Genomic DNA, 12,903 nt, shown 5'->3' with positions numbered 1-12,903 from the left:
AATCACGCCCCACACACAAACAACTTGACACGCTCAATGCTTCGCTACAACCACCTGGGTGAGATGCTTCGCGATACGCAGTTCTTTCAACTCATCCCGACGAAGATCCCTGGGCTGTGACGTACTGCGCCTGGTGCATATGACCCGGTAGATCTCCCGGACGATCGCGCGCTTCAGGCAGCGAATAATCTCCCTTTTCGACAACCCCTCCTCGGTACGCCGGGCGACGTACTCCCTGGTGCGCTGGTCACACTTCATCCTCACCATAGCGATTCGGTACAACGCTGAGTTCGCCCGCCGGTCACCACCACGATTGAGCCGGTGCCGGTTGGTTCGCCCAGAGCTTGCCGGCAGTGGAGCCACTCCACATAAGTGCGCCAGCGCTGCTTCGGAGTGGATGCGCTCCGGATTATCGCCGATGCTGATCAGCAGATCAGCGGAAACAAGAGCCCCACATCCCACGATGTTGCTGACATGGGGATTGATCACTGACACCAGGGCAGCGATCCGGGTTTCCAGCTCATCGCACTGCACCCGCAATGCGCGGTAGGTCGTGGCCAGAATCTTCAGGCTGGTCAGCACACCATTTCGCGGATCAGTAACATCCGACGACGGTCGGCAGTACACCAACGCGTTGACCAGAGCGTGGTTGGTCATCGTGGCGTAGCGGGTGCGGATGTCATCAGGGGCTGTGACCAGCAACGACTTCATCGTTGTGATGAGTTTCGCGGTGGTGGACACCAGCTGTTTCCGGGTGATCTGTAACGCTCGTAACGACTCCACCGGGCCCGTGGAATCTTTAGGCGTGCTCAGCCCTTCCCCGGTCAGGACCTGTCGCGCGGCGGCAAGGGCATCCACCGGATCTGATTTCCCGTCCCGGCGTCGAATGCTGCGGGCCGGGCGCAGGACTTCAACGACCGTGTAGCCACGGTCTATGAGGTGCCGGGTTAATCCGGCACCGAAGGAGTTGGTTCCTTCTACTCCGACGGCGCCGACACCGTGCTTGCTGAGGAACTCGGCGAGGTGTGTGTAGCCGGGCCTGGTGGTGGGGAAGGTTTCGGTGGCCAGGTGCCGGCCGGTTGGGGTCACCGCGGCGACGGTGTGGGTGTCGGTGTGGGTGTCGACCCCGGCGACGGGGCTTGCGGAGAGGTCGATGTCTGTGGTCATGGCTGTCAACGCTTTCGCATAGGGAAGTGATGAAGGTAGCCGCTGATCCGAGGGTTCGAGCAGACAGGACACTGATGGGACTACTACTATGGCACCTGCCGGGGTGGTCACGGTGAGAGGTCACGCTCCTATGAGGTCATGACCGAATCGCCGGATCGCGGTGCGGGGCGAGAACCAGCCCGGAAGACAGATCGCAACGAAGGCACACAATCAGATTGTGGCCAGTCCGTTAGTGGGTCATTCCGGATGGTTCTTGTCCCGCACTCCCATTATCAGTGTCCCTTAGTGTGGTGTAACGCTTGCTGATGGTGGGCCCTGGCAGATATAGGGGCGGCCATCGTCAGTAACCTTTCGACTCAACTACCACATCTCACCGAAAGGCACATGACGATGACCGCTGCTCCGCATTCTATCGACCCTGCAACCTATCTGGACGATCTGCTGGCACAGGCCTCCCCGGATCTGATGCGGCAGATGCTGCAAGGGTTTATCAACCAGATCCTCTCCGCCCAAGCTGACACCGTTTGCGGGGCTGAATATGGTGTCGCTTCTGCCGAGCGGGTCAACCACCGCAACGGGTACCGTCACCGCGACCTTGATACCCGTGTGGGCACGATCGATGTGGCGGTGCCGAAACTGCGCCACGGAGCGTTCTTCCCGGACTGGCTGTTAGAGCGCCGCTCACGGGCCGAGCGCGCCTTATCGACTGTGATCGCGACCTGCTACCTCAAAGGGGTTTCCACCCGCAGGATGAATGACCTGGTGGCAACACTTGGGGGGCCCGACCCCTGGAAAGTGGACACAGGGAATTGAACTTATGCGGTCAAGGTGAGTTTACCGCAGGTGCGGTTTTCGAACTCGAGGGGCGACAGATAATCGCACCATGAGTGTCTGCGCTTCTGGTTGTAGCGCACACACCACGCGAAGACGTCCCGTCTGGCGTGCAGCAGTGAGTCGAAGCATTTCCGGTTTTGCAGCACCTCGCGTTTCAATGTCGCGTTGAACGACTCCGCTAGCGCGTTGTCTGCGCTGGTTCCCACCGCTCCCATCGATTGGGTCACCCCTAGCATCGTGCATCGTGAGCTAAATGCCTTCGAGGTATAGACACTGCCGTGATCTGAATGAAAAATCGCTCCTTTCAGACTGCCTCGGGCGCGCTGTGTTGAGTCCAGCGCATCGATAACCAGATCGACGCGCATGTGGTCAGCAATAGAAAATCCCACCAGCCTGCGGGAATAACAATCGATCACGGTGGCAAGATACATATTGCCGCCACCGGATACCGGCAGGTAGGTAATGTCGCCGACGAGCACGCGATTCGGCGCCGGGGCATGAAACTGCCTGCAAACAAGATCTGGAAAGACACCACGGCCAGCATCTGCCACGGTGGTGCGCACGCGGCGTTTCTTCGTGAACCCCTGGATGCCCATAGTCTTCATGATGCGTGCGACGCGTTTGTGATTGACCACCGCATGCGCCCCCGAATCAGGATCGTTCAACGCCGCGGCGATGCGCTTAGCTCCGTAGAGTCCGTGTTCCTCACGGAACACAGTGCGGATACGAGCACCGAGAACAGCATCGTCAAGAACCTTCTGGCGGCGCGCGGCCTGTGTGTTTTTCCACTTGTAATAGGAAGATCGCCGCACCTTCAGCACGTGGCACATCCGCTTGACCGAATACTCGGTGCGATGGTCCCGGATGAACTTGAAGCGGATCACAAGCCCATCTCTTTCGCAAAATACTGCGCCGCCTTGCGAAGGATGTCTCGCTCTTCTTGAAGAAGCCGGTTCTGCTTCTCGAGTTGTCGGATCCGCTCTAAATCCGATGATGTCCGGGCTCGAGCTGCAGCATCAATCGCGCGGGCTTTTTTGCCCGTGCCATAGCGCTTGACCCAGGCAGCGAGACTGCCACGGTTAACACCGAGATCATGAGCAACCGAATTAAGAGACACACCGTCTGTGTCTTCATACATCGCGACCGCGTCGCGCTTGAACTCCTCAGTATAGGACTTACGAGGCATGAACTGAGACTACCCTCCTCCGGCTGTCAACCGGGGCTAGCCTATGTCCACCAACAAGGGGTCAGGTCCGATGTGGGCGACCACCGCAGTACCTTTCGAATCAACTCCTACATCTCCTCGAAAGGAACACCACGATGGCCGCTGGCCCCCATTCTATCGACCCCACCACCTACCTCGACGACCTGCTGTCTCAAGCCTCTCCGGACCTGATGAGACAGATGCTGCAGAACTTCATCAACCAGATCCTGTCCACCCAGGCCGACCAGATCTGCGGCGCCGAATACGCCACCACATCCGAGTCCCGCACCAACGTCCGCAACGGCTACCGCCACCGAGACCTCGACACCAGAGTCGGCACCATCGACGTCGCCGTGCCCAAACTCAGAACCGGCTCGTTCTTCCCGGACTGGCTGCTGGAACGACGCACCCGGGCAGAACGGGCCCTGACCACCGTGATCGCCACCTGCTACCTCAAAGGCGTCTCCACCCGCAGGATGAACGACCTGGTGGCGTCGTTGGGGATCAACAACCTCTCAAAATCGCAGGTCTCAGAGATGGCCAAAGATCTCGATCAGATGGTGGAAGATTTCCGCACCCGACCCCTGGATACCGGCCCCTACCTCTATGTTTCCTGCGACGCGTTGACCATGAAGGTGCGTGAAGGCGGACGGGTCGTGAAAACCTCCGTGCTGCTGGCCACCGGCGTGAACGCCGAAGGCTACCGCGAACTACTCGGCATGCAGGTCGCCACATCCGAGTCCGTGGCCTCCTGGACGGGTTTCTTTCGCAACCTGAAAGCCCGCGGCCTGAATGAGGTGTACCTGGTCACCAGCGACGCGCACCTGGGGATCCAGCACGCCATCGGCGAGCTCCTGCCCAACGCCTCCTGGCAACGGTGTCGCACGCACTTCGCTAAGAACCTCTCCGGACTGGTGCCCAAAAGCCAATGGCCGACATTGTCGGCGATGTTCCACACGATCTTCCAGCAACCTGACGCCGCATCGGTGTGGAACCAGGCCCGGGAAGTAGTGACTTTCTGTGAGCAGAAGTTCCCCCATGTCGCGCACTCACCTCGAGGAAGCGCTCGACGAGCTGCTGGCGTTCACGAACACGCCAAGGACGGTGTGGACGAAGGTGTGGTCGAACAACCCGACCGAGCGGTTGAACCGGGAGATCCGCCGGCGCACCGACGTCGTGGGGATCTTCCCGAACCGAGATGCCGTCGTGCGCCTGGTCGGGGCGGTGCTGGCTGAGCAGCACGAGTGAGAAGGATCCAGCAGAAGCGCTACATGTCGCTGACGGCCCTGGACCAGACGAAGACCATGATGAACGCCAACGTCATCGACGCCGGCGAAGCCACTCAGGAGGTCGCATGAGCCAGTCGCAACACCGGGCTCGTGCCGGTCCCTGAGATCGTCATGCTGCCTGTTTTATCGAAAGGGCAGATACACCACTCGCGTGGACTTGACCATCGGACGTTGAAAGGGATGGAGGCGATGCACTCATTGCGGAAAGGGCAAGGCACGATGTTTGACCTCACGGGCAACCGAACCCGGACGCGGTGATCGTCAACCGGGTCTTCGAGACGGCCTGAGAACGCCCACACGCAGCGGCCATCAGGGAATGAGAAACTGAGTTTTTGCGGCTCTCCCCCCAACTTTGCAACAGCACCGGTTGATGTTGCAGGTGGGGATGTGGTCGAGGTTGTTCAGCGGCGCGATCTTTTCGACCAGCAGCACCACAGTGGCCATCAACCCGATCATGCCGCCGCCAGCAGCAGGACTCCCAGCCTCCAGCCGGCAACAGGGGCGGTCAGAGTGGCCTGGCCGCCGTTCTCGACGGGGTGTGGTGGTCGGGTCCCGGCCTGTCACCGGGCGAAACGGGCGATAGCGTCGGTGACTTCCTGGAACTTCGCGTCGGCCTCCTCTCCTCCTAACTGGGCGGCGTCACGGACGCAGTGTTTCATGTGGTCATCGAGTAGTCCCAGGGCAACGCTGCGTAGGGCAGCATTGACCGCGGAGATCTGGGTAAGGATGTCGATGCAGTACTGTTCCTCGTCGACCATGCTGTGCAGGCCCCGGGTCTGGCCCTCGATGCGCTTGAGGCGGGCGAGATAGCGATCCTTGTCGTTGATGTAGCCATGGGTGGTGTGACAGGTGTCGGCCCCACCCGAGGGGGAAACGGCCTGATCAGGGGTGCGAGTATCCACAATGGTCTCCTTGCTGAAAAAAGGGGGCAGGTATGTCCTGAGTCAGTTGCGGGTCGATCAGGATGGAAAGCCCGAGGGTATGGAATGAGGCGTGAGGACCTCATGGTCCCCACGCCCTGTGGCGTTATTCGGATAAGTAGTCGGCAGATTGTCGGCCCGGAGGGGCCTGCCGGGTGGGGCCGGGGGAGAGGTAAGGAGCAGGTACTTGGGGACGGAGGTCTGAGTGTTATTGGAGGGACTCAGCCGCAGGAGGAGGACACGGGGTTCCTTATCGCTAGAAAAGGATGCGGATTAGGCGGTGACCGGCTGCCGCACGGAGGGGCGAGCGGGCTGCGGTGAGGAACTGGTGTTGTCGTGGGAGGGCTTGAATCTACGCAGCGTAAGGGAGTTGGAGACCACGAACACCGAGGAGAAGCCCATCGCAATGCCCGCCAACCCCGGATTGAGGAAACCGATCGCGGCGACCGGGATCAGCACGACGTTGTAGGCGAACGCCCAGAACAGGTTGCCCTTGATGGTGCCCAGCGTGCGACGTGACAGACGGATGGCATCGCCCGCGGAGCGCAGGTCGTTGTTCATTAAGGTGATATCGGAGGCCTCGATGGCCACATCCGTGCCCGCCCCCATGGCCAGACCCAGATCGGCCTGGGCCAGGGCGGCCGCGTCATTGACGCCGTCGCCGACCATGGCGACCTTCTTGCCCTCATGTTGCAGCTTCTCGATGACCGCGACCTTGTCCTGCGGCATGACCTCGGCACTCACGTTGGCCGCATCGATGCCCACCTCTTGGGCGACGGCGGCCCCGGCCTTCGCGTTATCGCCGGTGAGCAGGTACGGACTCAACCCCAGCCTGCGGAACTGGGCGACCGCTTCCGCTGAGGAGTCTTTGATGGCATCGCGCACCACGACCACACCGGCGGGCTGGTCATCGACGTAGACGGCCACCGGGGTCGCGCCCTGCGACTGTGCGTGGTCGAAGGCGGTCGTGAGGTCACGGGGCAGCTGGCCGGCGGGACGGCCGACGGTGACGACGTGACCCTTGACGGTGGCCGTGACGCCCCGGCCGGCGGTGCTGTCGAAGTCGGTGGCCTCCTGGATGTTCCCGGAGCGCTCGGCCTCGGTGACAATCGCCTTGGCGATGGGGTGCTCGGAGCCTGCTTCGACGGCCGCCGACAAGGCGAGGACCTCGTTGTTGGTGTAGCCGTCGGCGGCGTGGACGCCGGTGACCGACATGACCCCGGAGGTGACGGTGCCGGTCTTGTCCATGACGATGGTGTCGACCTGGCGGGTGGATTCGAGGACCTCCGGGCCCTTGATCAACAAGCCCAGCTGCGCGCCCCGGGAGGTGCCCACCAGCAGGGCGGTCGGGGTGGCCAGTCCCAGGGCGCATGGGCAAGCGATGATCAGCACCGCGACTGCGGCGGAAAAGGCCCAGTTCGCCCCGCTGCCGAGGGCGAGGTGGACGATCAGGGTGATGATGGAGACGACAATGACCGTCGGGACGAAGACCGAGGAAATCTTATCCACCAGGCGCTGGACCGGGGCTTTTTTCGCCTGGGCGTCAGTGACCAGCTTGGCCATCTGGGACAGCGTGGTCTCCGAACCTGTGCGGGTGACTTCGACCAGCAGTCGACCGGAGGTGTTGATCGTCGCGCCCGTGACCGGGGTGCCGGGGGCGGCCTCGACGGGAACGGACTCGCCGGTCAGCATCGACTCGTCGATGGCCGAGGTGCCCTCGATGACACGACCGTCGGTGGCGATCTTCTCACCCGGGCGGACGACGAAGACGTCACCGACTGTCAGCTGGGAGACCGGGACGCGGACTTCCTCACCGTCGCGGATCACCGCGGCGTCTTTCGCACCCATGTCCAGCAGGGACTTCAGCGCCGCGGAGGACTGGCCCTTGGCGCGGACCTCAAACCACCGGCCGAGCAACAGGAAGGTGATGACTACGGCGATGGTCTCGAGGTAGATGTGGTCCATGCCGTCATGGCGGGGCAGCAGGCTCATCTCCATGACCATGCCGGGGTGCCCGGCGTTGCCGAAAAACAAGGCCCACAGCGACCACAAATACGCAGCGGTAGTGCCCAGAGACACGAGCGTGTCCATCGTGGTCGAGCGGTGACGCAGGTTGGTTAAGGTCGCCCGGTGGAACGGGGCGCCACCGTAGAAGTAGATCAGGGTGGACATGACGAGCAGGGCCCACTGCCAATTCATGAACTGCAGGGACGGGATCATCGAGATCGCGACCACCGGAACGGAGAGGATCGTCGACCCGATCAGACGCGACTTCAGGTCTGTGGCCTCGGCCTCGCGGGCCTGTTCGTGGCGGTCACCGACCACCTCGGTGTCCTCCTCCGGGCCGCTGTCCACGGCGGAGGCGTGTTGATCCCCCATGGTAAACGCGTCGTACCCGGCACCCCGCACGGTTTCGATCAGCCGATCGGCGTCGACTTTGGTGGGGTCGTAACTGACGGAGGCGGATTCGGTGGCGAAGTTGACGGTGGCCTCCACGCCATCGAGCTTGTTGAGCTTGCGCTCCACCCGCCCTGAGCACGACGTACAGGTCATGCCGGTGACGCCCAGATCGACCTGGAGTAGGTCAACCGACGGTTGTGTCTGAATCATCAGTGATCAGTCCTTCAGCAAACAGTGGTGAGGTGCATCTCCGAGGTCCCAAAAGGCCCGCCCACAGATGCACCGTCGGGGATATCGAACCGGCATGGCTGGGCCTGATGGGCATATCCAGCAGGGTTGGCCCGGCCGTGTCTACCCGAGGTGGGGACCGGGCCCAGGGATTAGGGCTTGACGGTGTAGCCGGCTGTCGTGACAGCGGCGACAACATCGTCGTCGGTGAAGTTTTCACCCGTGACGGTCACCTGCCCGGTATCCACGGTGGCCTCCACCATGGTCACACCGGCGACCTCGCCGATCTCCTCCTCCACGGAGGACTTGCAGTGTCCGCAGGTCATGCCTTCGATGATGTACTTCTTTGTTACGGCGCTCATCAGATGATCCTTTCCTTGATGTCCTGAAGGGCAAGAGTGGAGATGCCCCAACAACCTTCAACCTATACCCATGGGGGGTATCAGTCAAGGAGGTGTCTGCCCCTAAGCGTCCCGTTCGGCGGGCAGGACTTCCGGAACGGCCGCGATCGTTGCTGCACTTCTTGTGCAAAATGTACGTTAAAGGGTATGGGCATCACGGTCACCCTCAGTCAGTTCCGCAGCGAACAAAGCCGCTATCTTGATGCCGCCCAACGTGAGCCGGTCACCTTCCTCAGTCGCGGGCCCCGCCGCCGGGCGGTGGTGGTCTCCCCGGACTTCTACGACCGGGCGGTTCGGGCGCTGGAGGATGGCGAGGATATCCGTGCCGCAGCGGCGGCCCGCCAGGAGGCGGGCGGTGTCTCCCACGAGGAGTTCACGTCCGACCTCGAACTGGACTGACCTGCCTGTCCATACCTGTGCCGCGGTATTTGATCATCGATAAGCTTTCAACTGCGACAGCCCTTCGCACGCTGGCCCGGCAATGGCAGCAGTGATTGCCACCGCCATCGACGCCCTGGCCCACGTTCCGCCGTCTCGGCGGAGTGGAAAAGTTGCGGGGCGGCGACGGGGAGTGCTGTAGCTGGGTAGTCCACGGCCGTCAATGACGGTGAGCTGATCAGCGTCTCGGTTCCAAGGAAGACAGGCACTCATACTCGCATCGTTGAGTGGGATGAGGCCGGTCCCTGGCGTTCCTGCGCATGACGCATGACTGCCGAATCTGAACAAATAAGGAATGGACAGCTGAGACACGCTACATCAGGCTGCTAGCGGGGCCTTTTTTCGTTGCCCGTATCGGGTCAGACCCCGCGGCTTGTACACCGCCAGTACCGTAGCCACCAGCAATACCAAGGCTGCTGCCACGGAGTGGAGGACCGGGGAGAAATTCCGCACGGCCTCCAGCCCCACGCCCGGGTCTGCCGCCACCCGGGCAAGATACTCGAAGGTCCGCATGTACAGCACCAACACACCTGTCGCCACCACAGTGAGCCCCAGCTTGAACACCACCCAGTAGTGTCGGAACAATCCCCACTTCGTCCCCAGGGATTGAAGGACTCCGGTCACCAGCGAGGCCACCGCCAGGGGAACGAGCGCCCACCACGCCACCTGCTCCATCACCCGATACGTCCCCCGGACCGCCATCTCATCCGCGCTCACTATCCCCATGACCGCCATCGCGATAAAGGCGAGCACCATCCCGAGCCAGCCGACCGAGCAGACCACATGTGCCACCAGCGCGGCCTTGCGTATTCGTGGGGTCATCACTCTCGCCATTAGAGGTGCTCCTGGACCAGGAACGCCCCCTCGGCCGGCATCCCCAACCCATGGCGACTGGGCCCATGGTTGCCGTCTCCAAACACCAGTACCAGCACGACCGAGTCATGCGCCTGAAGGCTTCGCGGTCATCCGGAGGAAAACACCGCACGATCACCACCTCGCAGACCAAGGGGCGTCTCGCCCTCGTGGCTGTAGCCGCCGGCACGGTCTCATCCGCCGGCGTCGGTGGCGCCACGGCCGCCACCTTGCAAGCCCCGGCCGAGGTCGAGGCTCCGGTCTCCCCGGAGGCTGCCACCGTCGAGGTGGATTTGGCCACCAACGACACGGCCCTGTCCTCGAGTGGGACGCAGGCCGCACCGCAGATTCTCGCGATCTCCGAATTCAAGCCGGTCGCCAACATCGACGAGCAGCTGGACAAGGCCATCCAGTACAACGCCGAGCGGGCCGAGAACGAGCGCGCTGCCCGCGCGCCCTCGGTGGTCAAGCCCGCTGAAGGCACCTTCACCTCCGGTTCCGGCGTGCGCTGGGGAACCCTCCACGCGGGTATCGACATCGCCAACGTCGTGGGTACCCCGATCCTCGCGGCGATGGGCGGCACTGTCATCGACTCCAGCCCGGCCTCCGGTTTCGGGCAGTGGATCCGCATCCAGCACGATGATGGCTCGATTGCCGTCTACGGTCATATGGAGACTCTCGACGTGACCGTTGGGGAACGCGTCACCGCTGGTCAGAGGATCGCTGGCATGGGCAACCGGGGGTTTTCCACCGGCTCTCACCTGCACTTCGAGCTTTACCCGACTGGCAGCGGGGCGGTCGACCCGTTGCCCTGGCTCGCCGAGCACGGCGTCACCTTCTAACCTTCCCGCACTCACCAGGACCGGCCCCGACACCGGAACCGGCGGCAGTGACTGGGCGTGAGGCACCCGCCTCAGACCGCAGAGACGCTTCTCACTCATCGCCGACACAGCCCGGACTTGATAGCTTCTCCAGGCAGGGCAGACCGGGGCACAGGGGAAGCAGTCCGTGCTCGTCATATATGGGGGCGGCGAGCGTCCCGCCAACGAGGAGCAGGTGCCGTAATCCACGTTTAGTGGGATACTTCCGTAACCTGCCTTCTCCTGCGCCAGCTGACGAGGCCGGTAACCGCAGGCCATGCAAGAGCCAGCATCGCGAGAACCAACAGGGGCGTATCCCCCATGCGCGCATACGGCGTCAAACCAGTATGAAGGGGAACGGTTGCCGTCAGCAGTTCGTTCGTGCCCAGGCCACTGAGTTGTGAGACTGTGCCGTCGGGCTGGATAACTGCGGAGTATCCGGTGGGGGCAGCCTGGAGAACGGTGCGGCCAAACTCGCGGGCACGCATCCGGGATGCGGCCACTTCAATTGCAGGTACTTCCTCGGTCACAAAAGACGCGGCGTTGGTCGGTGCGAGGAGTAGCTGCCCACCATTGCGAACGGCATCGGCGACCCGGTCGGCGAAGAAGACCTCATAAGAAATGACGATCCCCAATCGTGGTGTCCCGCTGGGATCGAGCACCGCCGGTCCCTCTCCGGCAATGGCGTCGCGGGGGATGAACCGTGCGTCCTCGCTGAGTCGTTCAATCAGATTGCGCATAGGGATGTACTCGCCGAACGGCACACGATGATGCTTCTCATAGCGTCCTAACCGGGTCCCGTCCGGTCCCCACACTATGGATGCGTTCCGGAAATGTTGATCCTCGGATTCGGTAATTCCGACGACGATGTTCGTGTCGAGTTGCCTGGCCAGTTCAGCGAAAGCTGCATCAACGCGCGTCCCGTCGATTGAGCCGTCGATATTGACGACGTTTTCGGGCAGCAGAACCAGATCAGGGTCCCCGGTGATATCTTCGGCAGCCTGTAGGTGCCGGCGGGTCGTATCAAACGGATCGGTATTGACCGCGCGAAGCCCGCGGGGGCCTCCACCCTGCACGAGCACGACGTCAAGGCTGCCTTCTGCCGTATCATCTACGATCGTTGGCGCGAACGCCGGTACCGCGAGTACCACGACCACTGCGACCACGGATGCTGCACGGGCTCGTCTCGGCCCGAATATGACAGCGGTAACAACGGCCCCCGGAACTGCGGCCAACGCGGTCACCAGGAGAGTCCCACCCAGGGGCGCTGCCGTCATGAAAGGACCATCGGTCTGGCTGTATCCGAAAGCGGACAGCGGGAAACCGCCGAACGGGAACCGGTGCTGCACAGCCTCCAATAACACCAAGGCAGCAGGGGTGAGCATCCACCAGCCCGACCAGCGGCTGCGAAAAGCCGCCTCGTTAGGCGATACCGCGGCAACCAGCATTAACAGTAGCGCCTGAACGGCAACAACAGCAGCGTATCCGGCAGTGTTGAAGTCGGTGAGCCAGCGCAGAGCAAGAGCGTAGTGCGCCACCCCGCCCAACCCACCGAGCCACAAACGGTTACGCAGTGGTTGACCTGCCAAAGCCAGCATGAACATAGTCACGCCCACCGGGAACAGCACCCACCAACCGCATGGCGGCAGCGCCAGCCACCAGACCACCGCAGCTCCCATCATGAGCGCGGTGGGACCGGCCAATCTGCGCCAGTTATCGCCGGCTATCCCCCGGGAAAGACGTGAGACTGTCACGTCTGCTGCAGTACTAGCCTTCACCGGAGATCACGGCCTTCTTCGGGCTGCTGCTCAGTTGTGAATATATGCCCAATCCTTCGAGTCATGTGACAGCAACTTTCAGTACTTTCCCAGTGGATCTGGGGGTGTCCGGCAAAGCGTTGACGAATCCGGATTTAGTTCAGGCCGGCGTAGGAGTGCAGGCCGGAGACGACCAGGTTGATGAAAAACAGGTTGAAGATTATCGTGGCCGGGGGCAGGATATTGATCCACGCGGCCTTGTGATCGCGCCACCCGGCCGTGGCACGGGCATGCAGGTAGGCGACATAGAGCACCCAGGAGATAAAGGATGCGGTCTCCTTCGGATCCCATCCTCAAAACCGGCCCCACGAGGCCTCCGCCCAGATCGCACCCAGAACAATGCCCAACCCCAGCACGGGCAACGTAATGATGGCGGACTTGTAGGCCAGGGCGTCAAGCTTTTTCGCACTCGGCAGCGGCTTGGCCACAGCACCGAAGAAGCCACGCTCCGCACCCTTCGGCTGCCAGATACGCAGCCGCTGGGAAATATGTA

Annotated in this window: 8 protein-coding genes and 5 pseudogenes; 5 read left to right on the top strand and 8 right to left on the bottom strand. The window is 62.2% G+C overall.

What is annotated here, in order from left to right; translation table 11 throughout:
- Positions 1 to 39: 39 nt before the first annotated feature.
- Positions 40 to 1,167, bottom strand: a pseudogene (locus BLS40_RS07490) (IS110 family RNA-guided transposase); the annotation flags it as partial.
- A gap of 390 nt (positions 1,168 to 1,557) precedes the next feature.
- On the opposite strand from BLS40_RS07490, the pseudogene BLS40_RS07485 reads away from it, so the two are divergent.
- Positions 1,558 to 1,944, top strand: a pseudogene (locus BLS40_RS07485) (transposase); the annotation flags it as partial.
- A gap of 38 nt (positions 1,945 to 1,982) precedes the next feature.
- Here BLS40_RS07485 and BLS40_RS07480 read toward each other — a convergent pair.
- Positions 1,983 to 3,187, bottom strand: a protein-coding gene (locus BLS40_RS07480; RefSeq protein ID WP_407922403.1) for an IS3 family transposase whose coding sequence is annotated in 2 segments (ribosomal slippage) — positions 1,983 to 2,896 and positions 2,896 to 3,187 — 1,206 coding nt in all. Because the reading frame shifts where the segments join, the coding sequence is not laid out codon by codon here.
- A gap of 134 nt (positions 3,188 to 3,321) precedes the next feature.
- Here BLS40_RS07480 and BLS40_RS07475 point away from each other — a divergent pair.
- A pseudogene (locus tag BLS40_RS07475) lies at positions 3,322 to 4,444 on the top strand (IS256 family transposase); the annotation flags it as partial.
- Between the two features lie 212 nt (positions 4,445 to 4,656).
- A pseudogene (locus BLS40_RS07470) lies at positions 4,657 to 4,781 on the top strand (IS6 family transposase); the annotation flags it as partial.
- Positions 4,782 to 5,054: 273 nt separating this feature from the next.
- Here the strand turns inward: BLS40_RS07470 and BLS40_RS07465 are convergent.
- The 3 genes from BLS40_RS07465 to BLS40_RS07455 form a co-directional block, all read right to left on the bottom strand.
- Positions 5,055 to 5,321, bottom strand: a complete 267-nt coding sequence (locus BLS40_RS07465) for a metal-sensitive transcriptional regulator (protein ID WP_092152228.1) — start codon at positions 5,319 to 5,321, stop codon at positions 5,055 to 5,057.
- A gap of 366 nt (positions 5,322 to 5,687) precedes the next feature.
- Entirely contained in the window at positions 5,688 to 8,024 is a 2,337-nt protein-coding gene (locus BLS40_RS07460; protein ID WP_092150762.1) for a heavy metal translocating P-type ATPase, read from the bottom strand.
- Positions 8,025 to 8,194: 170 nt separating this feature from the next.
- On the bottom strand, positions 8,195 to 8,404 hold the full coding sequence (locus tag BLS40_RS07455) for a heavy-metal-associated domain-containing protein (RefSeq protein ID WP_034997583.1): 210 nt from the start codon (positions 8,402 to 8,404) through the stop codon (positions 8,195 to 8,197).
- Between the two features lie 186 nt (positions 8,405 to 8,590).
- On the opposite strand from BLS40_RS07455, the gene BLS40_RS07450 reads away from it, so the two are divergent.
- Positions 8,591 to 8,842, top strand: coding sequence for a type II toxin-antitoxin system Phd/YefM family antitoxin (locus BLS40_RS07450; protein ID WP_092150759.1), 252 nt, complete (start codon positions 8,591 to 8,593; stop codon positions 8,840 to 8,842).
- A 357-nt stretch (positions 8,843 to 9,199) separates the two neighbouring features.
- Here BLS40_RS07450 and BLS40_RS07445 read toward each other — a convergent pair whose 3' ends face one another.
- Positions 9,200 to 9,715 carry a DUF2269 domain-containing protein gene (locus tag BLS40_RS07445; RefSeq protein ID WP_197672613.1) on the bottom strand — a complete coding sequence of 172 codons (516 nt, stop codon included), beginning with the start codon at positions 9,713 to 9,715 and terminating at the stop codon, positions 9,200 to 9,202.
- A gap of 107 nt (positions 9,716 to 9,822) precedes the next feature.
- Here BLS40_RS07445 and BLS40_RS07440 point away from each other — a divergent pair, with 107 nt between their 5' ends.
- Positions 9,823 to 10,575, top strand: coding sequence for a M23 family metallopeptidase (locus tag BLS40_RS07440; RefSeq protein ID WP_092152226.1), 753 nt, complete (start codon positions 9,823 to 9,825; stop codon positions 10,573 to 10,575).
- A 230-nt stretch (positions 10,576 to 10,805) separates the two neighbouring features.
- On the opposite strand, the gene lnt is transcribed toward BLS40_RS07440, so the two are convergent.
- Both lnt and ccsA read right to left on the bottom strand, forming a co-directional pair.
- Positions 10,806 to 12,347, bottom strand: a complete 1,542-nt coding sequence (gene lnt, locus BLS40_RS07435; RefSeq protein WP_231908418.1) for an apolipoprotein N-acyltransferase — start codon at positions 12,345 to 12,347, stop codon at positions 10,806 to 10,808.
- Positions 12,348 to 12,505: 158 nt separating this feature from the next.
- Positions 12,506 to 12,886, bottom strand: a pseudogene (gene ccsA, locus BLS40_RS11105) (cytochrome c biogenesis protein CcsA); the annotation flags it as partial.
- Positions 12,887 to 12,903: the final 17 nt, after the last annotated feature.

This window comes from Corynebacterium mycetoides (genome assembly GCF_900103625.1).
GTDB lineage: Bacteria > Actinomycetota > Actinomycetes > Mycobacteriales > Mycobacteriaceae > Corynebacterium > Corynebacterium mycetoides.
Note: the sequence above shows the minus strand (reverse complement) of the source record. Positions and strands in the feature narration are given on the sequence as shown.